Annotated in this window: 29 protein-coding genes and 1 pseudogene; 22 read left to right on the forward strand and 8 right to left on the reverse strand. The window is 68.5% G+C overall.

Features of this window, described 5'->3' with window-relative positions; all coding sequences use genetic code 11:
• Positions 1-41: 41 nt before the first annotated feature.
• The 4 genes and pseudogenes from AC07NF_RS21865 to AC07NF_RS21880 all read right to left on the reverse strand — a co-directional run.
• Positions 42-133, reverse strand: a pseudogene (locus AC07NF_RS21865) (NlpC/P60 family protein); the annotation flags it as partial.
• A gap of 19 nt (positions 134-152) precedes the next feature.
• Positions 153-935, reverse strand: a complete 783-nt coding sequence (gene proC, locus AC07NF_RS21870) for a pyrroline-5-carboxylate reductase (protein ID WP_494627262.1) — start codon at positions 933-935, stop codon at positions 153-155.
• Positions 936-1,009: 74 nt separating this feature from the next.
• Positions 1,010-1,516: a type III secretion system chaperone family protein gene (locus AC07NF_RS21875; RefSeq protein ID WP_223392991.1), complete on the reverse strand. Its 507-nt coding sequence runs from the start codon at positions 1,514-1,516 to the stop codon at positions 1,010-1,012.
• Positions 1,517-1,648: 132 nt separating this feature from the next.
• Complete coding sequence (locus AC07NF_RS21880) at positions 1,649-1,906, reverse strand: accessory factor UbiK family protein (protein WP_454717979.1); 258 nt, start codon at positions 1,904-1,906, stop codon at positions 1,649-1,651.
• A 116-nt stretch (positions 1,907-2,022) separates the two neighbouring features.
• Between AC07NF_RS21880 and lgt the strand changes: the two genes are divergently transcribed.
• The 8 genes from lgt (at position 2,023) to AC07NF_RS21920 (ending at position 9,601) form a co-directional block, all read left to right on the forward strand.
• Positions 2,023-2,925, forward strand: a complete 903-nt coding sequence (gene lgt / locus AC07NF_RS21885) for a prolipoprotein diacylglyceryl transferase (RefSeq protein WP_492815485.1) — start codon at positions 2,023-2,025, stop codon at positions 2,923-2,925.
• Positions 2,912-4,081 (forward strand): class I SAM-dependent methyltransferase, encoded by a 1,170-nt coding sequence (locus AC07NF_RS21890; protein ID WP_494627259.1) that lies wholly within the window; start codon positions 2,912-2,914, stop codon positions 4,079-4,081. The genes lgt and AC07NF_RS21890 overlap by 14 nt, the downstream gene beginning before the upstream one ends.
• Entirely contained in the window at positions 4,078-4,869 is a 792-nt protein-coding gene (gene pgeF / locus AC07NF_RS21895; RefSeq protein ID WP_494627257.1) for a peptidoglycan editing factor PgeF, read from the forward strand. The genes AC07NF_RS21890 and pgeF overlap by 4 nt, the downstream gene beginning before the upstream one ends.
• Positions 4,870-5,007: 138 nt before the next feature.
• Positions 5,008-5,946, forward strand: coding sequence for a ribose-phosphate pyrophosphokinase (locus AC07NF_RS21900; RefSeq protein ID WP_454717983.1), 939 nt, complete (start codon positions 5,008-5,010; stop codon positions 5,944-5,946).
• A 250-nt stretch (positions 5,947-6,196) separates the two neighbouring features.
• On the forward strand, positions 6,197-7,264 hold the full coding sequence (locus AC07NF_RS21905) for a hypothetical protein (RefSeq protein ID WP_494627255.1): 1,068 nt from the start codon (positions 6,197-6,199) through the stop codon (positions 7,262-7,264).
• Positions 7,265-7,422: 158 nt separating this feature from the next.
• Positions 7,423-8,022, forward strand: a complete 600-nt coding sequence (locus AC07NF_RS21910) for a 50S ribosomal protein L25/general stress protein Ctc (RefSeq protein ID WP_492815489.1) — start codon at positions 7,423-7,425, stop codon at positions 8,020-8,022.
• Between the two features lie 90 nt (positions 8,023-8,112).
• A complete protein-coding gene (gene pth / locus AC07NF_RS21915; protein ID WP_494627253.1) occupies positions 8,113-8,724 on the forward strand; it encodes an aminoacyl-tRNA hydrolase in 612 nt (203 codons plus the stop codon).
• Positions 8,725-8,851: 127 nt separating this feature from the next.
• A complete protein-coding gene (locus tag AC07NF_RS21920; protein WP_494627251.1) occupies positions 8,852-9,601 on the forward strand; it encodes a tetratricopeptide repeat protein in 750 nt (249 codons plus the stop codon).
• A gap of 9 nt (positions 9,602-9,610) precedes the next feature.
• On the opposite strand, the gene AC07NF_RS21925 is transcribed toward AC07NF_RS21920, so the two are convergent.
• The gene (locus AC07NF_RS21925; RefSeq protein ID WP_492815492.1) at positions 9,611-9,985 is read right to left on the reverse strand and encodes an ammonium transporter; all 375 of its coding nucleotides are present in this window, start codon (positions 9,983-9,985) and stop codon (positions 9,611-9,613) included.
• Positions 9,982-10,281 (reverse strand): autorepressor SdpR family transcription factor, encoded by a 300-nt coding sequence (locus AC07NF_RS21930; RefSeq protein WP_494627246.1) that lies wholly within the window; start codon positions 10,279-10,281, stop codon positions 9,982-9,984. The genes AC07NF_RS21925 and AC07NF_RS21930 overlap by 4 nt, the downstream gene beginning before the upstream one ends.
• 107 nt (positions 10,282-10,388) lie before the next feature.
• On the opposite strand from AC07NF_RS21930, the gene AC07NF_RS21935 reads away from it, so the two are divergent.
• From AC07NF_RS21935 to AC07NF_RS21950, 4 genes are all read left to right on the forward strand, one after another.
• A complete protein-coding gene (locus tag AC07NF_RS21935) occupies positions 10,389-11,624 on the forward strand; it encodes a M24 family metallopeptidase (protein ID WP_494627244.1) in 1,236 nt (411 codons plus the stop codon).
• Positions 11,625-11,688: 64 nt separating this feature from the next.
• Positions 11,689-12,291: a DUF2975 domain-containing protein gene (locus AC07NF_RS21940; RefSeq protein ID WP_494627242.1), complete on the forward strand. Its 603-nt coding sequence runs from the start codon at positions 11,689-11,691 to the stop codon at positions 12,289-12,291.
• A complete protein-coding gene (locus AC07NF_RS21945; RefSeq protein ID WP_494627240.1) occupies positions 12,291-12,539 on the forward strand; it encodes a helix-turn-helix domain-containing protein in 249 nt (82 codons plus the stop codon). Before AC07NF_RS21940 ends, AC07NF_RS21945 begins: the two co-directional genes overlap by 1 nt.
• A gap of 26 nt (positions 12,540-12,565) precedes the next feature.
• Entirely contained in the window at positions 12,566-13,411 is an 846-nt protein-coding gene (locus AC07NF_RS21950) for an alpha/beta fold hydrolase (protein WP_494627238.1), read from the forward strand.
• Here AC07NF_RS21950 and AC07NF_RS21955 read toward each other — a convergent pair.
• Positions 13,403-14,335 carry an AraC family transcriptional regulator gene (locus AC07NF_RS21955; protein WP_494627236.1) on the reverse strand — a complete coding sequence of 311 codons (933 nt, stop codon included), beginning with the start codon at positions 14,333-14,335 and terminating at the stop codon, positions 13,403-13,405. The genes AC07NF_RS21950 and AC07NF_RS21955 overlap by 9 nt on opposite strands.
• Before the next feature lie 91 nt (positions 14,336-14,426).
• On the opposite strand from AC07NF_RS21955, the gene AC07NF_RS21960 reads away from it, so the two are divergent.
• The 4 genes from AC07NF_RS21960 (at position 14,427) to AC07NF_RS21975 (ending at position 16,560) form a co-directional block, all read left to right on the forward strand.
• A complete protein-coding gene (locus tag AC07NF_RS21960; RefSeq protein WP_494627234.1) occupies positions 14,427-15,461 on the forward strand; it encodes an SDR family oxidoreductase in 1,035 nt (344 codons plus the stop codon).
• A 73-nt stretch (positions 15,462-15,534) separates the two neighbouring features.
• Positions 15,535-15,831, forward strand: coding sequence for a hypothetical protein (locus AC07NF_RS21965; RefSeq protein WP_494627230.1), 297 nt, complete (start codon positions 15,535-15,537; stop codon positions 15,829-15,831).
• A 73-nt stretch (positions 15,832-15,904) separates the two neighbouring features.
• Positions 15,905-16,105, forward strand: coding sequence for a con-10 family general stress protein (locus AC07NF_RS21970; RefSeq protein ID WP_454717995.1), 201 nt, complete (start codon positions 15,905-15,907; stop codon positions 16,103-16,105).
• Positions 16,106-16,275: 170 nt separating this feature from the next.
• On the forward strand, positions 16,276-16,560 hold the full coding sequence (locus tag AC07NF_RS21975) for a hypothetical protein (protein WP_492815501.1): 285 nt from the start codon (positions 16,276-16,278) through the stop codon (positions 16,558-16,560).
• A gap of 3 nt (positions 16,561-16,563) precedes the next feature.
• Here AC07NF_RS21975 and AC07NF_RS21980 read toward each other — a convergent pair whose 3' ends face one another.
• Entirely contained in the window at positions 16,564-17,394 is an 831-nt protein-coding gene (locus AC07NF_RS21980; RefSeq protein WP_492815502.1) for a pirin family protein, read from the reverse strand.
• 148 nt (positions 17,395-17,542) lie between these two features.
• Here AC07NF_RS21980 and AC07NF_RS21985 point away from each other — a divergent pair, with 148 nt between their 5' ends.
• From AC07NF_RS21985 to AC07NF_RS22010, 6 genes are all read left to right on the forward strand, one after another.
• The gene (locus AC07NF_RS21985; protein WP_494627227.1) at positions 17,543-17,872 is read left to right on the forward strand and encodes a hypothetical protein; all 330 of its coding nucleotides are present in this window, start codon (positions 17,543-17,545) and stop codon (positions 17,870-17,872) included.
• An 87-nt stretch (positions 17,873-17,959) separates the two neighbouring features.
• Positions 17,960-19,060, forward strand: a complete 1,101-nt coding sequence (gene ychF / locus AC07NF_RS21990) for a redox-regulated ATPase YchF (RefSeq protein ID WP_494627225.1) — start codon at positions 17,960-17,962, stop codon at positions 19,058-19,060.
• A 4-nt stretch (positions 19,061-19,064) separates the two neighbouring features.
• Entirely contained in the window at positions 19,065-19,571 is a 507-nt protein-coding gene (locus AC07NF_RS21995; RefSeq protein WP_494627223.1) for a L,D-transpeptidase family protein, read from the forward strand.
• Positions 19,568-20,056, forward strand: a complete 489-nt coding sequence (locus AC07NF_RS22000) for a hypothetical protein (protein WP_494627221.1) — start codon at positions 19,568-19,570, stop codon at positions 20,054-20,056. The genes AC07NF_RS21995 and AC07NF_RS22000 overlap by 4 nt, the downstream gene beginning before the upstream one ends.
• A gap of 54 nt (positions 20,057-20,110) precedes the next feature.
• Positions 20,111-20,815 carry a dienelactone hydrolase family protein gene (locus AC07NF_RS22005; RefSeq protein WP_494627219.1) on the forward strand — a complete coding sequence of 235 codons (705 nt, stop codon included), beginning with the start codon at positions 20,111-20,113 and terminating at the stop codon, positions 20,813-20,815.
• Entirely contained in the window at positions 20,808-21,488 is a 681-nt protein-coding gene (locus AC07NF_RS22010) for a dienelactone hydrolase family protein (protein ID WP_494627217.1), read from the forward strand. Before AC07NF_RS22005 ends, AC07NF_RS22010 begins: the two co-directional genes overlap by 8 nt.
• Positions 21,489-21,520: the final 32 nt, after the last annotated feature.

Consider the following 21,520-nt stretch of genomic DNA (forward strand, 5'->3'; position numbering starts at 1 on the left):
TGGCTCCGAATGCCGGCCGCGACAAGAAGATCCTCCCCCTAGCGGGGGAGGTGTCGGCGCGCAGCGACGACGGAGGGGGAAGAGACCGGGCCAGGACAACTACCCCCTCCGGCGCTTCGCGCCACCTCCCCCGTTAGGGGGAGGATCTTGGCTCAGCCGCCCAGCTCTTTGGAGCGGTTCACCGCCGCGTCCAGGGCCTTGGGCAGCAGGTCGCCGAACCCACCCTCGCCCATCAGCACGCTCAGCGCCGCCGCCGTGGTGCCGCCCGGCGAGGTCACCTGCTTGCGCAGTTCGGCCGGCTCCTCGCCGCCGCGCTCCATCAGGGCCGCCGCGCCGATGATCGTGGCGCGAGCCAGCCGCGCGCTGTCTTCTGCGTTCAGGCCTTGGGCCGCGCCGGCAGCCTCCAGCGCTTCGACGAAGGCGTACAGATAAGCCGGCGCCGAACCCGACACGGCCGTCGCCGCGTGCATCAGGTCTTCGCTGGGCAGGTCGACCACGGTCGCCACCGGCGCGAACAACGCGTGAGCCGCCGCGCGAGCATCAGCATCCTCGGCGAAGATGCTCGCCGTCCCGCGCCCGATCGCCACCGCCGTCGTCGGCATCACCCGCGCCACGCGACGGCCACCGAACGCCTCGGAAATATCCGCCGCCCGCACCCCGGCGGCAATCGACACCACCACCGCGTCGGCCGCCAGGTGCGGGACCACGTCCTTGACCGCCTCGCGCCAGATCTGCGGTTTCACGGCCAGCAGCACGGTCTTGGCCGCGCCCAGCGCCTCCAACGCCGGATTGACCACCGCGCCGTCAAACGCAGCGGCGTCGACGTTCGGATCCCGGATGATCAGGTCGGCGGCCGAGAAGGCGCCGGCGTCGCGCCAGCCTTCGGCCAGAGCCCCGCCCATGCGTCCGGCGCCGAGGAGAAGGATGGGGGTCATGGAAAAGGCTCCGACGATGTCTCGCCGGAGCCCTTAAGCTTCGAAACCGTCTCGGCCAAGGGCCAAGCGGCAGATCAGGCCTGGCCCACCGTCTCGAACATGCAGGCGGCCATGGCCTGGTCCGGGGTCTTGGCGCCCTGGAGCAGGAATTCGAAGGCCGGGAAGAAGCGGTCGGCGGCTTCCACCGCCGCGTCGATCATTGAGGCGGCCTGGGCCATGGTCGGGCGCTCGCCGGCCGGCAGGGCCAGGGCGTGGCGGAACACGACTTCACCGTCCTCGGTCCAGACCTCGAAGTGGCCCAGCCAGACGCGCTGGTTGATCAGGGCCAGCAGCTCATAGGCGTTGGCGCGTTTGGACTTCGGCGCGCGCAGGTCCAGCGACAGGCACAGCTGCAGGCAGTCGGCCTCGGGCCGCCAGGCGAACCACAGCTCGTAGTCCTTCCAGTCGCCCTTCAGCGCGAACGCCAGGTCGCCGTCTTCGGTGCGATCAAAGGTGAGATTTTCGGCCGACAGCACATGTTCGACCACCTCGAGGGGATCGAGAGCCATCAGGACGTCGTCGTCTTCCGGTTGGGTGTCCATGAAAAACCTACGTCCCCGCCCGCGACGGCGGGGGTTGCCCTCGCCATGAATCGCTCACGTACCAGGGGACACTAATCTGCTTCGTTGCGTTCGTCTCAACTCGCTTCACGTCGCGAGCGAGCGGTGATTCGGCTACTCGCCTGAACCCGCGGTTTTTTTGGCGGGCGCTTTCTTGGCCGCCTTCAGGCTGGCGACCTCTTCGCGCAGGGCGGCGACCTCGGCCTTCAGGGCCTCGAAATCGTCGCGGCGGATCAGGTCGAACTCAGCCGCCAGACGATCGGCCTGGGCCCGCATCGCGGTCTTCGCCTCCTCGCCGGCCGTCTGGGCGATGCCCATGGCCGCCTGGGTCAGTTTGGCGAATTCGTCGAGGAAGGGGTTCTGGCTGTGCATCGTGGTTCCGAGAGGCCCGAGGGTGGGCGACCGTCCTTATATGGGAAACGGTGGATGAAAGCGAAGACCCAAGGCTATAGGAGTGCGACCACTTGTCTCGCACGGAGCCTCGCCGCGTGCCTTTCCCCGATATCGACCCGATCGTTCACATCGGTCCCTGGGCGCTGCAATGGGGGCCGCTGGCCCTGCGCTGGTACGCCCTGGCCTATGTGGCGGGGATCCTGCTGGGCTGGCGCTTCGCCATCCGCATGACCCGCACGCCCAGCCTGTGGGGCGGTCGCACGCCGACGGCCACGGCGTTGCAGATCGACGACCTGGTGCTGTGGATCACCTTAGGCATCATCCTGGGCGGGCGGCTGGGCTACATCTTCTTCTACATGCTGCTGAACCAGGACCAGCGGATCTGGCTGGCGGCGCATCCGCTGGACGTCTTCAAGGTCTGGGAAGGCGGCATGTCGTTCCACGGCGGCTTCCTGGGCGTGTGCGCGGCGATCTGGTTCTTCGCCCGCCAGCAGAAGATCGACGTGCTGAAGCTGGGCGACCTGATCGCGCCGGTCGCGCCGATCGGCATCTTCTTCGGCCGCATCGCCAACTTCATCAACGGCGAGCTGTGGGGCCGTCCGACCGATAGCCCGTTCGGCATGATCTTCTGCAACGCCACCATCCAGGCCAGCCACCCGCAGCACATCTGCCCGGCCGGACCGCTGCCGCGCCATCCCAGCCAGCTGTATGAGGCCGGGCTGGAAGGCCTGTTGCTGTTCGCGATCCTGGCCTTCGCCGTCTACCGCCTGAAGTGGCTGCAGCGGCGCGGGGCGATCGTGGCGACCTTCCTGATCGCCTACGGCCTGTTCCGGCTGTCGCTGGAGAATGTCCGCAACCCCGACCTGGGCATGCCCGACTTCCCGCTGGGCCTGACCATGGGGATGCTGCTGTCGACCCCGATGATCCTGGTCGGCGGCTGGCTGATGTGGAAGGCGTTCAAGGAACCGGTGGTCGAAGAGGCCCATGAGCCTGCTTGATCGCCTGAAGGCGCAGATCGCCCAGGACGGGCCGATCGGCGTCCCCGAGTTCTTCACCCGCTGCCTGCACGACCCGCGCGACGGCTACTACGCCATGCGCCCTGATCTGGGGGCCGGCGGCGACTTCATCACCGCGCCGCTGGTCAGCCAGATGTTCGGCGAGCTGATCGGCCTGTGGGCCATCGAGACCTGGACGCGGATGGGGAGACCCTCGCCGTTCCGCCTGGTCGAGATGGGTCCGGGCGACGGTACGCTGATGAGCGACCTGCTGCGGGCGGGGAAGCTGGAGCCTGACTTTCTGGCCGCGGCTGAGGTGTGGCTGGTCGAAGTGTCGGCGCCTTTGCGGGCTCGGCAGGCGGCGAAGCTGGGTGATGCGCCGCGCTGGGTGGGCCGTTTGGATGAGGTCCCGGCCGGTCCGATGATCCTGGTCGCTAACGAGCTCCTGGACTGCCTGCCCGCGCGGCAGTTCGTGCGGACCAAGGACGGCTGGGCCGAACGGGTGATCGGACTGGGCGAGGACGGCGCGTTGGCGTTCGGGCTTCGAAATCTAGGGAAGACCTCCCTCCCCCTTGATGGGGGAGGGGCAGGGGTGGGGGTGACTGCTGCGCACGATGAAGCGCGCCGCCGCCAAGCCGCCACCGCCGAAGTCACCCCCATCCCCAACCCTTCCCCCATCGAGGGGGAAGGGAGCATTGGCCAGATCTGGGAATCCTCCCCCGCCCAGGCGGCCCTCGCCTCGGACATCGCCCACCGCCTCGCGGCCGACGGCGGCGCGGCGCTGTTGATCGACTACGGCCGCGCGCAGCCCGAGGCCGGCGATACGCTGCAGGCGATCCAGGGCCACCAGAAGGTCGATCCGCTGAAGACCGCCGGCTTGGCCGACCTGACCGTCTGGGCCGACTTCCCCGCCGTGGTCGCCGCCGCGCGCGAGACCGGCGCGAAAGCCGGTCCCGTCATCACTCAGCGCGAGTTCCTGACCGCCCTGGGCATCGAAGCCCGCGCCCAGGCGTTGGCTACGGCTCGCCCCGATCGCGCCGATCAGGTCGCAAGACAGCTTGATCGGCTGATCGGAGAGGCGCAGATGGGCGCTCTGTTCAAGGTCGCGTGCCTGACCGCGCCCGACCTTTCGCCCCCCCTCTTCGAGGACGCGACATGACCGTCAAGAAGCCCGACCTGCCGACCATCCAGTCGCCGCTGCTGTCCAGCCTGCCGGGGGTGAAGCACGCCTTCTTCACGCGCAAAGGCGGAACCTCGACCGGCATCTACGACAGCCTGAACGTCGGACGCGGCAGCAAGGACGATCCGGCCGACGTGGTCGAGAACCGCGCCCGCGCCGCGCGCTGGTTCGGCGGCGATCCGGAAGACCTCAACACCTGCTACCAGATCCACTCGACCATCGCGATCAAGGCCGACGGCTCGTGGGGCGATGTCCGGCCCGAGGGCGACGCGGTGGTGACCAAGACGCCGGGCGTGATCTGCGGCGCCCTGGCGGCCGACTGTGCGCCGGTGCTGCTGGTCGATCCCGAGGCTCGGATCGTGGCCGCCGCCCATGCCGGCTGGCGCGGGGCGCTGGACGGCGTGGTGCAGGCCGCCGTCGACTGCATGGTCGAGCTGGGCGCCAAGCCCGAGCGCATCACCGGCGTCGTCGGCCCGTGCATTGGCCCCAAGTCCTACGAGGTCGGCCTGGACTTCCTGCACCGCTTCGAGGCCGACTGCCCCGGCTCGGGCCGGTTCTTCAAGCCGGGCGCGACCGAGGACAAGCGCTTCTTCGACCTGCCGTCGTTCGTGCTGGACCGCCTGAAGACCGCCGGCGTCGAGCGCCGCGAATGGGTCGGCCGCGACACGCGGGCGGAGGAAGAGTGGTTCTTCTCCAACCGCCGCGCCTTCCTGAACAACGAGGGCGACTACGGCCGCCTGCTGTCGGCGATCAGCCTGGAAGCCTAGGGAATCATGAGGCGCCGAAGCCACGCGGCCGATGCTCCGCGTACGGAAGCGAAAAAGTCTGGCCGTTAACACTTGTGCCCGGGGCGATCACTGCTAGAAGGCCCCGCATCGGCCGCCCCCCACCCCCGAGATATCCCCATGAAGCTGCTGTCCGGCAACTCCAACCGCCCGCTGTCCCAGGCGATCGCGGAATATCTCGACATGCCGCTGACCCGCGCCCAGGTGCGCCGGTTCGCCGACCTCGAGGTGTTCGTCACCATCGACGAGAACGTGCGGGGCGAGGACGTCTTCGTCATCCAGTCGACCAGCTATCCGGCCAACGACAACCTGATGGAGCTGCTGATCTGCATCGACGCCCTGAAGCGCGCGTCGGGCAAGCGGATCACCGCCGTGCTCCCCTACTTCGGCTATGCCCGCCAGGACCGTAAGACCGGCGGCCGCACGCCGATCTCGGCCAAGCTGGTCGCCAATCTGATCACCCGCTCGGGCGCCGACCGCGTCCTGACCATGGATCTGCACGCCGGCCAGATCCAAGGCTTCTTCGACATCCCGACCGACAACCTGCTGCCCTCGCGCCTGATGGCCGAGGACATCCGCCGCAACTATCCGATGGGTGAGGACCTGATGGTCGTGTCGCCGGACGTCGGCGGCGTGGTGCGCGCCCGCGCCCTGGCCAAGCGCCTGGAAGACGCCGACCTGGCCATCGTCGACAAGCGCCGCTCGGGTCCGGGCCAATCGGAAGTCATGAACATCATCGGCGACGTCAAGGATCGCCGCTGCATCCTGTTCGACGACATCGCCGACTCGGCCGGCACCCTGTGCAACGCCGCCCAGGCTCTGATGAGCCACGGCGCCAAGTCGGTCAGCGCCTACATCACCCACGGCGTGCTGTCGGGCGCGGCGGTGGACCGCGTCGCCAACTCGGTGCTGACCGAGCTGGTGGTCACCGACTCGATCGAAGCCTCGGACCCCGCCAAGGCCTGCCCCAAGATCCGCTACGTCTCGTGCGCCCCGCTGATCGGTGAAGCCATCCGCCGGATCGCCAACGAAGAGTCGGTGTCGAAGCTGTTCGACTAGCCGTTAAAACTGTCATCCCGGCCAAGCGCGCAGCGCGCCGAGCCGGGACCGCCGGAAATGTCTGCGCCTGCCGCGGTCCCGGGTCTTCGCCCGGGATGACAGGTATTTTCGCGACCTACTCGCCTCTCGCACGGTCACGCTTGTAAAAGTCTGGTTAACGGGGCGACAGTCACAATCTCGCCGGCCCGGGCTGCTATGCGCCGCCTCGGGGACCTGCCGGCCGCCAAGACTTGATGGGGAAGTTTCGAGAATGCGTTCCATTTCGCGTACGCGCGTCGTCCTGACGACGACCGTGGTGGCGCTGGCCGCCCTGGTGGCCGCCTGTAGCTCGCCGCCGCCCCCCGCCCCGCCGCCGGTCGTCCAGGCGCCGCCGCCGCCGCCGCCGATCACCCTGTCGTCCAGCCTGGTCGAGCGCGCCAGCGCCTTCCGCGGCTACATGGCGCGGGCCGGCCAGGTGTCGTCCAGCTTCCAGAACGGCGACCAGATCCAGGCCTCGCTGAAGGTCGGCGCCGCCTATGAAAGCAAGTCGTTCCTGAACGGCGCGGTGGCCTATGCCGCCGTCCTGGCCCTGCAGGACCCGACCTTCGTCGCCTCGGTGCGCGAAGTGGCGGCCAATCCGACCCAGCGCCAGGAGATGATCGCCAACATCATCTCCAACCCGTCCTACGCGGCCGTGTTCAAGGGCGCCGACAGCGCCGCGGGCCTGATCATCGACCAGATCGGCGGCGACGGCCTGAAGGTCTACATGGCCGGCAAGGCCGTGAAGCAGTCGGCCTATGACGTGCAGAAGGCCTCGTGGTCCAAGGCCTCGGTCGTCGATCGCGACGGTCGCCTGGCCTCGGCCAAGACGCTGTCGGCCACCCCGGCCCTGGCCGAGAGCGCCGACGTGGCCGTGCTGCAGCAGGCCTCGACCGGCGGCCAGCCGCTGGGCCTGACCCCGCGCGCGGCTCCCGCCCCCTACCAGCCGATCGTCATCCGCGGCCTGGCCGTGGCGGCCCTGGCGGCCCTGGGCGCGGCCGGCGACAACAACCTGCCGAACATCGACGCGCTCAGCACCGACTGGGCCACGGCCAACTGCCTGAACATGGCCAAGCTGAACCTCTACCAGTGCCTGGCCGTGTCCAAGCCGCACTACGAGGACATCTTCTGCCTGGGTCAGCACATCCTGATCGATACGGGCGCCTGCGTGGTCAAGGGCGCCGGCGCCAGCCTGCCGCCCGAGCCGCCGCGCGCCCTGCCGGTCAAGGAGTCGATCGCCGTGAAGGGCGCCGGTTCCAACTCGCGCAAGGCCAAGACGGCGGCCAAGAAGAAGGGCTGATTTCAGCCCTCAAAATCTAGCGAAAGGGCCGGGCGTTGCGTCGCCCGGCCCTTTTGTGTATGTAGCGCGACCCTAAAAAGACGCTGGCGAGCGTGGCAATACAGCCATAGGCGCTGGGTCGCAGCAGAGAGCGTTCGGCTCTCTAGAAAGACATGACCATGGTCGAGATCATTCTGAACGTTGAAGTCCGTGAAGGCGCCGGCACCGGCAACGCGCGCGCCGTGCGCCGCGAAGGCAAGGTCCCGGGCACCCTGTACGGCGGCGGCAAGGCGCCGGTGAACATCGCCGTGAAGGTCAACGAATTCCGCAAGTCGCTGTACACCGGCAAGCTGCTGGGCCACCTGGTGACCCTGCAACACGGCGACGAGAAGCAAGCCGTCATCGCCAAGAGCGTCCAGTTCCACCCGGTCACCGACGAGCCGATCCACTTCGACCTGTTCCGCGTCAGCGAGCACCAGCTGATCAAGATCGAAGTGCCGGTCCACTTCAAGAACCACGACATCTCGGTCGGCATGAAGAAGGGCGGCTCGCTGGAAGTGATCCGTCACACTGTCGAACTGGCCTGCCCGGCCGACAAGATCCCGGAAGAGCTGGTCATCGACCTGGCCTCGCACGACATCGGCGACACCATCCGCATCTCGGAAGTGAAGCTGCCGGAAGGCGTGAAGCCGGCCGTGGACCGCGACTTCGTGATCGCGACCCTGAAGGCCTCGTCGGCCGCCCAGTCGGACGCCGGCGACACCACCACCGAAGGCTAATCGCCTCTCGGTCGGGGAACCGAACCGATCTAAAGAGCGGGCGGGCCTTCGGGTCCGCCCGTTTTCGTTTGAGCTGCTGAGTACGAAGCGATGCTGATCCTCGCCGGCCTGGGCAATCCCGAGCCCAAGTACGAGAAGAACCGCCACAACGTCGGCTTCATGGCCGTCGACGCGCTGGCGCGGAAGTGGGGCACGGCCCCGTGGCGCGCACGCTTCCAGGGCCTGGCCTGCGAGGGGCAGGTCTCCACGCCCGACGGCCCGGTCAAGCTGCTGCTGCTCAAGCCCAAGACCTATTACAACGAGAGCGGCCGCGCCGTGGGCGAGGCCATGAAGTTCTTCAAGCTGGCGCCGTCGGACGTCATCGTCTTCCACGACGAGATCGACATGGCCCCGGGCCGTTTCCGCATGAAGGCCGGCGGCGGGGCTGCGGGGAATAACGGCATCCGCTCGGTGACCAGCCAGGTCGGCGACGCCTTCCGCCGGGGCCGTATCGGCGTGGGCCATCCGGGCCACAAGGACGCGGTCATGCACTACGTGCTGGGCGACTTCCACAAGGTCGAGCACCAGTGGTTGGACCCGATGCTGGACGCCCTGGCCGACGCCCTGCCCTTCGCCGCCGTGGGCGACGACGAGCGTTACCAGGCCGAGGTGATGCGCCTGGCGCCCGCCCCGAAGGCGGATCCCAGGAAGCCTCCCGCCTAGAGCGCGTCAGGCGAAAGTGTATACGGTTTCGCCGCCAGACGCGCTCAAGACAAAAAGACACGAAGCCTGCTCAGGCAGGCTTCGGGGACGATTGACGACCGGCCCAGGTCGAGAGAAACAGCCAAGCATGTTCTCGCTCCCGCTGCCCCTGCTGGGCCTGTCGATGCTGTTCTCGATCGCGCTGTGCGTTCACGCCGTGCGCACGGGCCAGCAGATGTATTGGCTGTGGATCATCCTGGCGTTCCAGCCCGTGGGCGGGGTCGTCTATCTGGTCGCCGTGCTGGGGCCGCAGTTCTGGGGCGGAAAGACCGCGCGCAATGTCGGCGCCGCCGCTCGCAAGGCCTTGGATCCGCAGCGCGAGTATCGCGAAGCCGCCCAGGCCGTCGATGACGCCCCCACCGTCGCCAACCGCGTCCGCATGGCCGTGGCCGCCACCGAGCTTGGCAAGCACGCCGAGGCCGAACGCCTCTATGCCGACAGCCTGACGGGCATGTACGCCGACGACGCCCAGCTGTTGCTGGGCCGCGCCAACGCCCTGATCGAGCTGAACCGCCCGGCCGAGGCCCTGCCGCTGCTGGAAAAGCTGGGCGAGCAGCCCAATGCCGGCCGCACGCCCCACACCATGCTGGCCCTGGGCCGCGTCTACCACGCCCTGGGCCGCGAGGAGCAGGCCGAGACGGCGCTGAGCTGGGCCGCCGACCACTATCCGGGCTTCGAGGGCATCGCCCGCTACACCGTCTTCCTGGCCCGCATGGGCCGCAAGGACGAGGCCCGCGCCAAGCTGGCCGAGATCGACAAGCGCCTGTCCAAGACCCACAGCCACTTCCGCAAGGAAGCCAAGGGCTGGCGCGACCTGGCGGCCCAAGCGGTGGGATAAGTCGATGGGCTAGGCGACTTTCGCCTTGTCGCGCAGCGCCAGGCAGTACCCCAGCGTCACGGCGATCCCGACGATGATCGCGCCGCTACCGCCGACGACCGCGGTCTGCATCGGCGCGAACGCCCACAGGCCGGCATAGACCAGCCCACTCAGCACCAGCGACCAGCCCGCGATCCGCCGGGCTTGCCTGGCCCAGGCTTCCGGCACGAAGGTCTTGGGCATGCGATTGCCGTACCAGGCGATCATCAGGCCGTTGGCGCCAATGACCATCCGCATGACGGTCTCTTGATCCACATAGCCCAGCTTGCGCGCCAGGGTGGCGGCCAGCGCCAGGGCGACAATGCCGCCGCCCCAGGCGAAGCTGCCGACCAGTTCCTTGTTCATCGCACGATCTCCGGCTCTTGGGGCTCCGGCGCTTCCAACGGACCGCCGAAGGAGTTGACGAAGCCCAGCAGCGCCTCTTCCAGCACCGAGAGCTTCAGATGGTAGAGGACGGACTTGCCCGACTTCTCGGCATGGACCAGGTCGGCCTCCTTCAGCACCGCAAAGTGGGCCGACATGGTCGGCTTGGAGAACGCGAAGTGGTCGCACAGCTCTCCGGCGCTCAATGGTCCGCGCTGCAGCAGCTGCAGCACGCGCCGGCGAGTGGGATCGGAAAGGGCTTTGAAGACCTGACTCATAATTAGTCATTTAGCTAAATGTAGAATTGTTGGCAAGCCTGCATCGGAGGCGCTTGCCAGATCAGGGCGCGCGGGCCGAAAAGACTGTCGAGCTTCCCGAGGATGACATGACGGCTTTTCAAGACCTCTCGCGACGTGGCGTTCTCGCGGGCGTCGGCGCCCTCGCCGCTGCTCCGGCCTGGGCCCAGGACAAGAAACTGACCGACGGCATCGCCCTGATCGGCTCGGCCGAGCGCGCCTCGCGCCTGGCCCGCGCCCAGGCGCTGATGGTCCAGCTGGGCCTGTCGGCGATCGTCACCGAGGCCGGCTCGTCGCTGGACTACTTCACCGGCGTCCAGTGGAGCCGCAGCGAGCGCCCCTGCCTGGCGATCATCCCGCGCGAGGGCCAGGTCGGCATGGTGATGCCGAAATTCGAAGAACCCTCGATCCGCCAGAGCCTGGGCGTGCCGGCCGAGATCCGCCCCTGGGAAGAGGACGAGAACCCCTACGCCATCGCCGCCGGCCTGCTGGCCGACCGCAAGCTGGCTTCGGGCAAGATCGGCGTCGAGGAGACGACGCGCGTGTTCATCGTCGACGGCCTTAAGGCGGCGCTGCCGTCGGTGGAGATCGTCTCGGGCGCGGCGGTGTTCCGCGGCTGCCGGATGATCAAGTCGCCGGCCGAGATCGCCCTGATGCAGGTCGCCGCCGACATCACCGTCGCGGCCCTCAAGCACACCCACGCCAATGTCCGCGCCGGCATGGGCCCCAAGGACATCGCCGCCCTGATGGCCGCCTACACCACGGGCCAGGGCGCGCGGGTCAGCTTCAACCTGATCCTGATCGGCGAGGCGTCGGCCTACCCGCACGGCTCGCGCCAGCCGCAGGTGCTGTCAGAGGGCCAGGTCGTCTTGATGGACTGCGGCTGCAATGTCGGCGGCTACGAGTCGGACATCTCGCGCACCTTCGTGTTCGGCGAGCCCACCGCCCGCCAGCGCAAGGTCTGGAACGACGTGGCCAAGGGCCAGCAGGTGGCGTTCGAAGCCGCCAAGATCGGCGTCGAGGCCGGATCGGTCGATCGCGCCGTCCGCGCCTATTACGACAGCCTGGGCTGGGGTCCGCGCTACAAGCTGCCGGGCCTGTCGCACCGCACCGGCCACGGCATCGGCATGGACGGCCATGAGCCGGTGAACTTCGTGATGTCCGAGACCACCAAGCTGGCCCCCGGCATGTGCTTCTCGGACGAGCCCGGCCTCTACATCCCCGGCGAGTTCGGCGTGCGGCTGGAGGACTGCATCCACCTGACGCCGGACGGCCCGCGCTGGTTCAGCCAGCCGCCCAAGTCGCTCGACAAGCCAATGGGCTGACGCTCACTCAATATCGATTGACAGAAACTTTTTTGGAATCGACTGTGACGTCATGGAGGACGCCATGGCCACGGTTCTGCATCTGAAGCCGCTGTACCGCGCCCCGGCCGCGCCCGAGGAGAGCCCGGCCCAGCGCCGCGTGCGCCTGGGCAGCCGCGCGGCGGTCTGGCTGTTCACCGGCCTGTTCGCCCTGGCGGCGGCGATCCTCGTGACGGCCATCGCGACCATGCTGTTCTACAAGGGCGAGCTGGTCCGGATCGGGCCGGACAACTGCTACATCGGCGAAGGTCCGCCCAACTCTGTGGCGTTCGGCTCCCTGCCCCTGGTCCATCGCCTGGTCTATGTCGGCGTCGGCATAGCGCGCGCCACACCGATCCTGATGATGTTCTGGAGCCTGCGCGCCCTGTTCACCGGCTACGCCCGAGGCGAGGTGTTCTCAGGCGAGGCCGCCCGCCGCTTCGGACGGGTCGGGGCCTGGCTGTGCGCCTACGCCGTGTCGCCGTTCCTGTGCCACCTAGTGCTCTCGGCCACCGGCTACGAGATCGACAGGAACTGGGCGCACATGGCCAGCCTGCAGGCCTTCATCCTGGGCCTGCTGGTCTTCGTGATCGGTCAGGTCATGCAGGTGGGCCGCGAGATCGAGCAGGACCGGGAGGCCTTCGTCTGATGCCGATCGTCCTGCGCCTCGACGTCATGCTGGCCAAGCGCAAGGTGCGCTCCAACGTGCTGGCCCGCGCGATCGGGATCACCGACGCCAACCTCTCCCTGCTCAAGTCCGGCAAGGTGAAGGGCGTCAAGTTCGAGACCCTGGAAGCGATCTGCGACTTCCTGGACTGCCAGCCGGGCGACATCCTGGAATACCAGCCCGAGCAGCCGCCCGACGTCGAAACCGAGACCGTCAAACGCGCCGGCTGACGGCGCCCTTTTCCCGGAGACACGCCATGAGACTTTCAACGCCCGCTCGGGCGATCGCGGCCGGCTGCCTGTTGTTCTGGGCAAGCCTTACGAACGCCCAGACCTTCGCCGAGGCCGAAGGCGGCAAGGTCGCCTATGAGACCTGCGGATCCGGCGACAAGGCCATCGTGCTGCTGCACGACGGCATCCTGCACTCGGCCGCCTATGACGACGCCTGGCCGCTGCTGTGCCAGCGCTTCAAGGTCGTGCGCTACGACCGGCGCGGCTACGGCCAGACGCCGGCGGCGACCACGCCCTTCGCCTCGGTCGACGACCTCTCGGCGGTGATGAAGGCGGCCGGCGTCACCCACGCGACCCTGGTCGGCTCCTCGGCCGGCGGCGGCATCGCCGTGGACTTCGCCCTGGCCCATCCGGACGCTGTCGATGGCCTCGTTTTGGCCGGCCCGTGGATCAGCGGCTTCAGGCCCTCGGCCGGCTTCATCGCCCGCGGCCTGAAGCTGGCGGTGCAGATCAAGACCGGCAACCTCGAGGGCGCGGTGAAGGACCCCTACATCCTCTCGCCCACCGCCGACGCCGAACGCGCCCACGTCTTGGCCCTGCTCAAGGCCAATCCCCAGAACCTGGCCAACCCCAGCGGCAAGGTCGAACGCGCCGGCCCCAACGCCAAGGACCGCCTGGCCCAGATCCACGTCCCCACCCTGGTGCTGGTCGGCGAGGTCGATATCGGCGACGTCTTCGACCAGGCCCGCGCGGTCGCCGCCGCCGTTCCCGGCGCCAAGTTGGAGACCGTCCCGGCGACCGGGCACTTCATGTATCTGGAAAAGCCGCGGGACTTCGCCGAACGCGTGACGGCCTTCGTGGTCTCACCCTGACGCGACCGCCCTCGCCGCGCTCCGATAGGCGCGTGGCGAGCTGCCGGTCACCCGTTTGAAGGCGTTGCTGAAGGCGCTCTCCGAGGCATAGCCCAGGGCCAGGCCGATCCGGGCCACGGCGGTCGCCTCCTCGCGCAGGGTCCGCTCGGCCAGGCGCATCCGCCACTCGGTCAGGTAAGTCAGGGGCGCCTTGCCCGAGACCGTCTTGAAGTGCTCGGCAAACGAAGTCCGCGACATGGCGCAGGCCCGGGCCAGCTGGTCCAGGCGCCAGTCCCGGCCAGGATCGCCATGCATCAGCCGCAGGGCCGGCGCGGTGCGGGCATCCGCCAGGGCCCGCAGCCAGCCGGCGGGCAGCGAACCGCCCGCGCCCAGGTGCGAGCGCAGGATCTCGGTGAACAGCAGCTGGGCCAGATGCGACGAGGCCAGCTGGGCGCCTGGCAGATCGCCTCGCGCCTCCTCGACCAGCCGGCCCAGCAGCCAGCCGAAGGCGGCGGCTTGCGGCGAGCTCCCCGCGATGTGCAGCCAGGGCGGCAAAACATCCGCCAACAGTCCGCCGTTGAGCGGGTTGAGCAGGATGTGCCCGCCGATGAAGCCGAAGTCCGCGCCATCCCCCAGCACCGCCGAGGCCAGGCCCACGGGTGAGAACAGGCTGGTCGCCTCGACCGGCTCGACGTCCGGGTCGCTGGCCATGACGTAGTCGCGCTGGGCGGTGAGCAGGCCGATGTCGCCGGCCTCCAGCCGTACCTTGGTCTGCGGCTCGTCCTCGAACCAGAACCAGCACCCGCCATGCAGCACGGCCGACATCTTGATCCGATGGCGCGAGCGGAACCGGATCGCCCACGGCCCGCCGGCCTCGAACCCGCCGGCATGGACGGCCTGGGCCTGGGTCAGGCTCAGGATCTCGGAGAAGGGATCGACGACCATTCCCGGACTTTTGCGCAAGTATCACGAACCAACAAGCATTCTACGTCCGGCACCGGCTCGATAGGGTCCCGCCATCGATCAGGAGACATCCATGCGAGACGATCTGGTTCTGGTGACGGGCGGCACGGGCTTCATCGCCCAGCACTGCATCCTGGCGCTGCTGGCGCAGGGCTATCGGGTGCGGACCACGCTGCGGACGCCCGGCCGCGAGGCCGAGGTTCGCGCCTATCTGAAGGTCGGCGGGGCCGAGCCCGGCGATCGGCTGAGTTTCGTCACGGCCGACCTGAGCGACGACGCCGGCTGGGCTCAGGCCGCCGAGGGCTGCGCCTATGTGATGCACGGCGCCTCGCCCACCCCGTCCGGCGACTATGCCACCGAGGAAGAGTGGATCATCCCCGCGGTCGAGGGTAATTTCCGGGTCCTGCGCGCGGCGCGGGACGCGGGCGTCAAGCGAGTGGTGCTGACCTCGGCCTTTGGCGCGGTCGGCATGGGCCACAAGCCGATGAAGCGGCCGTTCGACGAGACCGACTGGACGCAGCTGAACGACCAGGTCGCGCCGTACCAGAAGTCCAAGACCCTGTCCGAACGCGCGGCCTGGAACTTCATCGCCGCCGAAGGGCGCGGATTGGAGCTGGCGGCCGTCAACCCGACCGCCGTGATGGGCCCGGCGCTGGGGGCCGACTATTCGCACTCCATCCGGCTGATCAAGCAGATGCTGGAGGGCATCCCCGGCTGCCCGAAGGTCAATTCCGGCTTTGTCGATGTGCGCGACGTCGCCGACCTGCACCTGCGCGCCATGACCGATCCGGCCGCCAACGGTCAGCGCTTCCTGGCCATAGCCGGCGAGAGCCTGTGGATGCGCGACGTGGCGACGATCCTGCGGCGACGGCTGGGGTCGGCGGCGGCCAAGGTCCCGACCAAGGAGATCCCCAACACCGTCGTGCGCATCGGCGCGGCCGCGGGCAATCCGGCGCTGAAAGCGCTGGTCCCGTTCCTGGGCGTGACCATGAACGCCACCAGCGAAAAGGCCAGCCGCCTGCTGGGCTGGTCGCCCCGCTCGGCCGAGGAGTCCATCGTCGCCGCCGCCGAGAGCCTGCTGCGCCTGGGCCTGATTGAGGGGGCCTGATCGAGGGCGCCTAGAACATCTCGCCCCGTCGCGCGTTAACACTTGGCCTCACCCAAGAACGCGGGACGTCGCCATGACCCTGACCCAGCGGATTGTCATCGCTCAAGACGACGGCCGCGGGGTCATGGCCGTGGCCCTGGCCGCCCTGCTGCTGTTCGGCGCGATCGCCATCCTGGTCTTTGTGGGTGTCCATCCCGCGCCCGCCGAGGCCTCGGCGCACCAGCCTGCTACCGCCGCCTCGCCGCTCACCAAGGCCGATGAACCTGCGTGCAAGGCGGCCCTGGCTCGGGCCCGCGACACGCGCGGCCTGCCCGCCGAAGAGGCCGTCGCCGCCTCCACGGCCATGCTTCGCGCCTGCGGCGTCCGCTAAACTTAAGGCTAAGCCTTTGGAACGTTTAGGCGATTCCGGGCCTTGTCTTTGCGGAAGCAACAGGGAGGCCGCCATGGCTTTGCAAACCGACACCCCGTCCAAGTCCAAGCGTGGCTTCGCCGCCATGTCGCCCGAGAAGCGGCGCGAGATCGCCGCCAAGGGCGGCGCCTCGGTGCCCGCCGAAAAGCGCAGCTTCTCGCAGAACCGCGACCTGGCCACCCGCGCCGGACGCGTGGGCGGTTCGGCGTCGCCCCGTCAGCGCGGCGACGCCTGAAGCGCGCGGGCGCGTGGAACCGACCACGCCCTGACGATTTATCCTAGCGTCCGGACAGCCCATCGTGGCCGCGGACGCCAGCGGCCCGGCAACACGCCCCCCCGACGAACGCCGGGCCGCGCCTTTCTCCACAGCTTTCGCTGCACCCGGCAGCGCGCTTCGCGCGTTGTATGCGTATGGCAAGACAACCCAAGCCGCCGCACACCGGCGCAGGCGAACTGACGATCGCGCGTCAGGTCCATCCCGTGACCTTCTCGCTGCACTATATGGACAACCGAGGCTTGCGTTCGGCCAAGGGCGGCCTGACCGGCGCGCCAGAGGCCATGCGCGAAGCTTTCCGGCAGGGCCGCGTGCACCTGGCGCTGGACGACGGCAAGGGCTTCGACATCTCGATCGTCGCCCATGCCGAAGGCAGCGCCACGGCCTATTTCGAGAGCGCGGTCGACATTCGCTAGAACCTAGAACCGTCCGCGCTGGAAGTCCTCGAACGCCTGAACGATCTCCTCGCGGGAGTTCATGACGAACGGGCCGTGCCAGAAGACCGGCTCCTGGATCGGGCGGCCGGCCAGCAGCAGCACGCGCGCGTCGGTGACGGCCTCGACGCGGACGGTGTCACCCGTGCCCAGGAACACGCCCGACAAGGCGTCGACCGTGTCGTGGGCGACGCGGACCTGACCTTCATAGACGGCCAGCATGGCGCTGCGGTCGTCGCCGACCGGCTCCTCGAACACGGTCCCGGCCGGCAGCACGACGTCGAAATAGAGGGCGTCCACCGCGCCGCCGCCGATCGGACCCGTCGTGCCGCCATCGGTCACGCCCGAGATCACCTTCACGGTGACGCCGCCGTCGCGCGCCTCGACCGGAATCGCGTCGCTCTCGAATTCAGAATAGCCCGGCTCGCTCATCTTCAGCTTGGCCGGCAGGTTCACCCACAGCTGGAAGCCGCGCATGCGGCCCTCGGCCTGCTCGGGCATCTCGGAGTGGACGATGCCCTTGCCGGCCCGCATCCACTGGATCCCGCCCGGCCCGATCACGCCCTCGCGGCCGGTGTTGTCCTTGTGACGCATCCGGCCTTCCAGCATGTAGGTCACGGTCTCGAAGCCGCGATGCGGGTGGTCGGGGAAGCCGCCCATGTAGTCGGACGCCTGGTCGTTGTCGAAACAGTCCAGCATCAGGAACGGGTCGAACATCTGGGCCTCGGCGGTGCCCAGCATGCGGGTCAGCCGCACGCCGTCGCCATCCGAGGCGGGCTGGCCTTTCACGATCTTCAGGACGGGACGAACGCTCATGGGGAGGCTCCTTTCGCGCATTGATATCAGGTCTGGTTGCAGTTCTTGCAAGTCCCCAACCGCCGCGATCACCCAGGGTTGAGAAAGCGCTTTACAGATCGCGATAGCGGTAACACTGTTCAGCCAACGATATTGGGGAGGGAACGCCATGATCCGCTTTCGCGCGCTGGCCGTTATCGCCGCCGTCGGTCTCCTGGGGAGCGCCTGCACGGCGACCGAGACCCGCACCCCGGCCCGCATCGTCATGAAGGGCCCGGCCGACAAGGTCGTGGCCCAGGCCGTTCCGGCGACCCAGGCCATGAAGGCCCAGTTGAACATCGCCCCGCGCGACGCCCAGGGCATGGTCGAGGCGACCATCACCCTCCCGGCTCGCGGCGGGGCTGACAAGGCGTTCGTGGCGATGAAAGACTGCATCGACGCCAAGCTCAGCTGCGCTTTCCATGGCGAGACGGTCGCGCGCGTCGCCCGTCTGGGCTGATTTTCCGGCCAAGCTCTCGGGACCGGCGCGTTCGCCTTTCACGGCCATCCGTGCTAAGCGCGCGCCAACGAAATTCACGAGAGTTCCATGGCCCTTAAAGTCGCCATCGTCGGCCTGCCCAACGTCGGCAAGTCCACCCTGTTCAACGCCCTGACCCAGACGGCGTCGGCCCAGGCCGCGAACTATCCGTTCTGCACGATCGAGCCCAACACCGGCGAAGTCGCCGTGCCCGAGCCGCGCCTGGACGCCCTGGCCAAGATCGCCGGCTCCAAGGAAATCATCCCGGCCCGGATCACCTTCGTCGACATCGCCGGCCTGGTGCGTGGCGCGTCGAAGGGCGAAGGCCTGGGCAACCAGTTCCTGGCCAATATCCGCGACTGCGACGCCGTGGCCTTCGTGGCCCGCTGCTTCGAGGACGGCGACATCGTCCACGTCGAAGGCCGCATCGACCCGATCAGCGATCTCGAGATCATCGAGATGGAGCTGATGCTGGCCGACCTGGAAAGCCTGGAAAAGCGCGTTCCCGCCCTTGAGAAGCGCGCCAAGGTCGGCGCCGACAAGGAAAGCGCCAACACCCTGCGCCTGGCCAATATCGCCCTGGCTCTGCTGCGCGAGGGCCGCCCGGCCCGCGCCGCCAAGATCGACGCCGACGACGAGAAGGCGTGGCACATGCTGCAGCTGCTGACCTCGCTGCCGGCCCTGTACGTCTGCAACGTCGACGAAGGCAGCGCCGACAAGGGCAACAAGTACAGCGACCTGGTCGCCGAACGCGCCGCCAAGGACAACGCCAAGAGCGTCGTCATCTCGGCCCAGATCGAGAGCGAGATCGCCCTGCTGGACGCCGAGGAACGCGCCGAGTTCCTCGAGACCCTGGGCCTGGAAGAGCCGGGCCTGAACCGCCTGATCCGTGAAGCCTACACGCTGCTGAACCTGCAGACCTACTTCACGGTCGGCCCCAAGGAAGCCCGCGCCTGGACCATCCACGTCGGCGACACCGGCCCGCAGGCGGCCGGCGTCATCCACACCGACTTCGAGAAGGGCTACATCCGCGCCGAAACCATCGCCTTCGACGACTTCGTCAAGCTGGGCGGCGAAGGCCCGGCCAAGGAAGCCGGCAAGATGCGCGCCGAAGGCAAGGAATACGTCGTCAAGGACGGCGACGTGATGCACTTCCGCTTCAACGTTTAAGACCATGCGGCGCCTCGGCCTGATCGGGGCGCTGCTGCTGACGGCCTGCGGTTCGCCGCAGGCCGCTAGGCCTGCTGGCCCGGACGCCAGCGTCGACCGCATCGTGGTCGAGAAGGCCGCCCACCGCATGACGCTGTACGCCGGCGAGCGCGCGGTGCGGATCTACAAGATCTCGCTGGGACGCGGCGGCCTGGCGCCCAAGACCCGCTCCGGCGACCGTCGCACGCCCGAGGGCGACTACCGCATCACCGGCCGCAATCCCGGCAGCGCCTATCACCGGTCCTTGCGGATCGGCTATCCAACGCCAGCTCAGATCCAGGCCGCCCGCGCCCGAGGCCTGGACCCCGGCGGCGACATCATGATCCACGGTCTGCCCAACGGCCGAGGCCATCTGGCCGCCGCGTTCAAGGGCCAGGACTGGACCGACGGCTGCATCGCCGTTACCGATCCCGAGATCGAGGAGATCTGGCGCCTGGTCCGCGATGGCGCCAGCGTGAGGATCAACCCGTGAGCGCCGACGCGCCGGTCGTTGTTCGGCCCTCGCGGCTGAAGGAAGCGAGCTGGCTCGCCATCTTCGTTCTGGTGATGGTTGGTTTCGGCGCCTTCGGCGATCCCACGAGCTGGAGGATCGGCCTCGTCTCGGCGGCGATCGTTTCCTTGCTGTCTCTCCCAGTCTTCTTCGACACCACCCCGCGCCTGATCATCGCCGCCGACGGCCTGAGCTGGCGCGAGAAGAAGAAGGATACTCTGTTCTTCCTGGCCTGGAGCGAGATCGTCACCGCCGATATCGAAGGCGGCGGCGAGGATGACCCCCGTCGCCTGCGCCTGAAGCTGGAGCGGCCATCCGCCCTGGAGCAGGTCGCGTCCACCCTCAAGGGCAGTCGCAAGGTCGACATCCCGATCGAGCGCCTGGACCTCTCCGAACGCCAGTTGATGGTGGCCATCCACCGGCGGGCGTCGCACCTCTTCACGCGCGTATCGTATCGGGCGACTTGACCCGAGCGGCCATGCGCCCCTTGGATGCCGCCAGTTTCCGAGGGAGTCGCCGCCATGGCCGAGACCATCACCCTGACCGCCGCCGTCGACGGCTTTGCCTTCACCGCCCTGCACGCCCAGCCGGAAGGCGCGCGAAAGGGCGGGGTGGTCGTGATCCAGGAGATCTTCGGCCTCGACCAGTACGTCCAGGCCGACGTGGCGCGTTGGGCCGCCCGGGGCTTCGAGGTGCTGGCCCCGTCGATCTTCGACCGCGCCGAGCCCGGCTTCGTGGCCGAGCACGATCCGCAAGGCTTCCAGACCGGCGTCAGCTACGTGCAGAAGGTCGGGATCGACGCCATGCTGTCGGACATCCAGGCCTGCATCGATGAGCTGGCCTCGCGTGGTCCGGTGTTCGCGGTCGGCTATTGCCTGGGCGGCTCGCTGGTGTGGCTGTCGGCCGCCCGGCTGAAGGGCCTGGCGGCGGGTTCGGCCTATTACGGCAGCATGATCGCCGCCAATGCCGCGCTTCCCTTGAACACGCCCGTGGTCGTGCACCTGGGCCGCAAGGACGGCCATATCCCCGCCGAGGACGTCAAGGCCGCCGTCTGGGCCGCGCATCCCGAGGTTCCGATCCACGTCTACGAGAACAGCGGCCACGGCTTCAACAATGACGGCCGGCCCGACAGCGATCTCGCCGACGCCGAGCTGGCCCGCCAGCGCACGGTCGAGTTCTTCGCCGAGCACTCTGCGTCGAAAGAGGGGGCCGGCGGCCATGGGTGAACGCATTGCCCTGGCGTGCCGCGAGACCGGCGCGCCATTCGCCGCCTACCACGCCCCGCCCCGGGAAGCCCGACGCGGCGGCATCGTCATGCTGCACGCCATCTGGGGCGTCACCCCGCACCTGCGCGCGCTGGCCGACAGCCTGGCCGAGCAGGGCTATGAGGTCATCGTCCCCAGCCTGATGGACGCGGCCGACGCCGACTTCCCGCTCGAGGACACCACGCCGGCGATCCTGGATGCGCGCATGGCCATGGGCAAGGCGACGGGCTGGGGCGTCTCGACCCTGCCCCGCGTCCAGGCCTGCATCGACGCCCTGGAGGGGCCGGTGTTCGCGATGGGCTTCTGCTATGGCGGCACCACGGCCTGGCTGGCGGCCTGCCGCTGCGAGGGGCTCAGCGCGGTCTCGGCCTTCTACGGCGGCGATATCGTCGCCTATCGGGACGAGACGCCCAGGGTCCCGACCATCCTGCACTTTGGCAAGACCGACAGCATGATCCCGCTGGCCGATGTCGAGGCGATCCGCGAGACGCATCCGGAGCTGCCGATCCATCTGTACGAGGCCGGCCACGCCTTCGTCGCGCCCAACGGCCATCATCCCGACAGCGCCCGCCTGTCGCTGCTGCGCACTTTGCAGCTGTTCCAGCGCTCAAGCGGCAGCAAGGCCGAAGCCTGACGCCGCGCATCAGTTGACCAGGCGCCGATAGC

This window comes from Caulobacter sp. GW821-FHT10A06 (assembly GCF_059415805.1).

Bases quoted from the DNA above. Each gene is read 5' to 3' on its own strand.
- proC (WP_494627262.1), bottom strand. From the start codon at position 935: ATGACCCCCATCCTTCTCCTCGGCGCCGGACGCATGGGCGGGGCTCTG.
- AC07NF_RS21875 (WP_223392991.1), bottom strand. From the start codon at position 1,516: ATGGACACCCAACCGGAAGACGACGACGTCCTGATGGCTCTCGATCCC.
- AC07NF_RS21880 (WP_454717979.1), bottom strand. From the start codon at position 1,906: ATGCACAGCCAGAACCCCTTCCTCGACGAATTCGCCAAACTGACCCAG.
- AC07NF_RS21890 (WP_494627259.1), top strand. From the start codon at position 2,912: ATGAGCCTGCTTGATCGCCTGAAGGCGCAGATCGCCCAGGACGGGCCG.
- pgeF (WP_494627257.1), top strand. From the start codon at position 4,078: ATGACCGTCAAGAAGCCCGACCTGCCGACCATCCAGTCGCCGCTGCTG.
- AC07NF_RS21900 (WP_454717983.1), top strand. From the start codon at position 5,008: ATGAAGCTGCTGTCCGGCAACTCCAACCGCCCGCTGTCCCAGGCGATC.
- AC07NF_RS21905 (WP_494627255.1), top strand. From the start codon at position 6,197: ATGCGTTCCATTTCGCGTACGCGCGTCGTCCTGACGACGACCGTGGTG.
- AC07NF_RS21910 (WP_492815489.1), top strand. From the start codon at position 7,423: ATGGTCGAGATCATTCTGAACGTTGAAGTCCGTGAAGGCGCCGGCACC.
- pth (WP_494627253.1), top strand. From the start codon at position 8,113: ATGCTGATCCTCGCCGGCCTGGGCAATCCCGAGCCCAAGTACGAGAAG.
- AC07NF_RS21920 (WP_494627251.1), top strand. From the start codon at position 8,852: ATGTTCTCGCTCCCGCTGCCCCTGCTGGGCCTGTCGATGCTGTTCTCG.
- AC07NF_RS21925 (WP_492815492.1), bottom strand. From the start codon at position 9,985: ATGAACAAGGAACTGGTCGGCAGCTTCGCCTGGGGCGGCGGCATTGTC.
- AC07NF_RS21930 (WP_494627246.1), bottom strand. From the start codon at position 10,281: ATGAGTCAGGTCTTCAAAGCCCTTTCCGATCCCACTCGCCGGCGCGTG.
- AC07NF_RS21935 (WP_494627244.1), top strand. From the start codon at position 10,389: ATGACGGCTTTTCAAGACCTCTCGCGACGTGGCGTTCTCGCGGGCGTC.
- AC07NF_RS21940 (WP_494627242.1), top strand. From the start codon at position 11,689: ATGGCCACGGTTCTGCATCTGAAGCCGCTGTACCGCGCCCCGGCCGCG.
- AC07NF_RS21945 (WP_494627240.1), top strand. From the start codon at position 12,291: ATGCCGATCGTCCTGCGCCTCGACGTCATGCTGGCCAAGCGCAAGGTG.
- AC07NF_RS21950 (WP_494627238.1), top strand. From the start codon at position 12,566: ATGAGACTTTCAACGCCCGCTCGGGCGATCGCGGCCGGCTGCCTGTTG.
- AC07NF_RS21955 (WP_494627236.1), bottom strand. From the start codon at position 14,335: ATGGTCGTCGATCCCTTCTCCGAGATCCTGAGCCTGACCCAGGCCCAG.
- AC07NF_RS21960 (WP_494627234.1), top strand. From the start codon at position 14,427: ATGCGAGACGATCTGGTTCTGGTGACGGGCGGCACGGGCTTCATCGCC.
- AC07NF_RS21965 (WP_494627230.1), top strand. From the start codon at position 15,535: ATGACCCTGACCCAGCGGATTGTCATCGCTCAAGACGACGGCCGCGGG.
- AC07NF_RS21970 (WP_454717995.1), top strand. From the start codon at position 15,905: ATGGCTTTGCAAACCGACACCCCGTCCAAGTCCAAGCGTGGCTTCGCC.
- AC07NF_RS21975 (WP_492815501.1), top strand. From the start codon at position 16,276: ATGCGTATGGCAAGACAACCCAAGCCGCCGCACACCGGCGCAGGCGAA.
- AC07NF_RS21980 (WP_492815502.1), bottom strand. From the start codon at position 17,394: ATGAGCGTTCGTCCCGTCCTGAAGATCGTGAAAGGCCAGCCCGCCTCG.
- AC07NF_RS21985 (WP_494627227.1), top strand. From the start codon at position 17,543: ATGATCCGCTTTCGCGCGCTGGCCGTTATCGCCGCCGTCGGTCTCCTG.
- ychF (WP_494627225.1), top strand. From the start codon at position 17,960: ATGGCCCTTAAAGTCGCCATCGTCGGCCTGCCCAACGTCGGCAAGTCC.
- AC07NF_RS21995 (WP_494627223.1), top strand. From the start codon at position 19,065: ATGCGGCGCCTCGGCCTGATCGGGGCGCTGCTGCTGACGGCCTGCGGT.
- AC07NF_RS22005 (WP_494627219.1), top strand. From the start codon at position 20,111: ATGGCCGAGACCATCACCCTGACCGCCGCCGTCGACGGCTTTGCCTTC.
- AC07NF_RS22010 (WP_494627217.1), top strand. From the start codon at position 20,808: ATGGGTGAACGCATTGCCCTGGCGTGCCGCGAGACCGGCGCGCCATTC.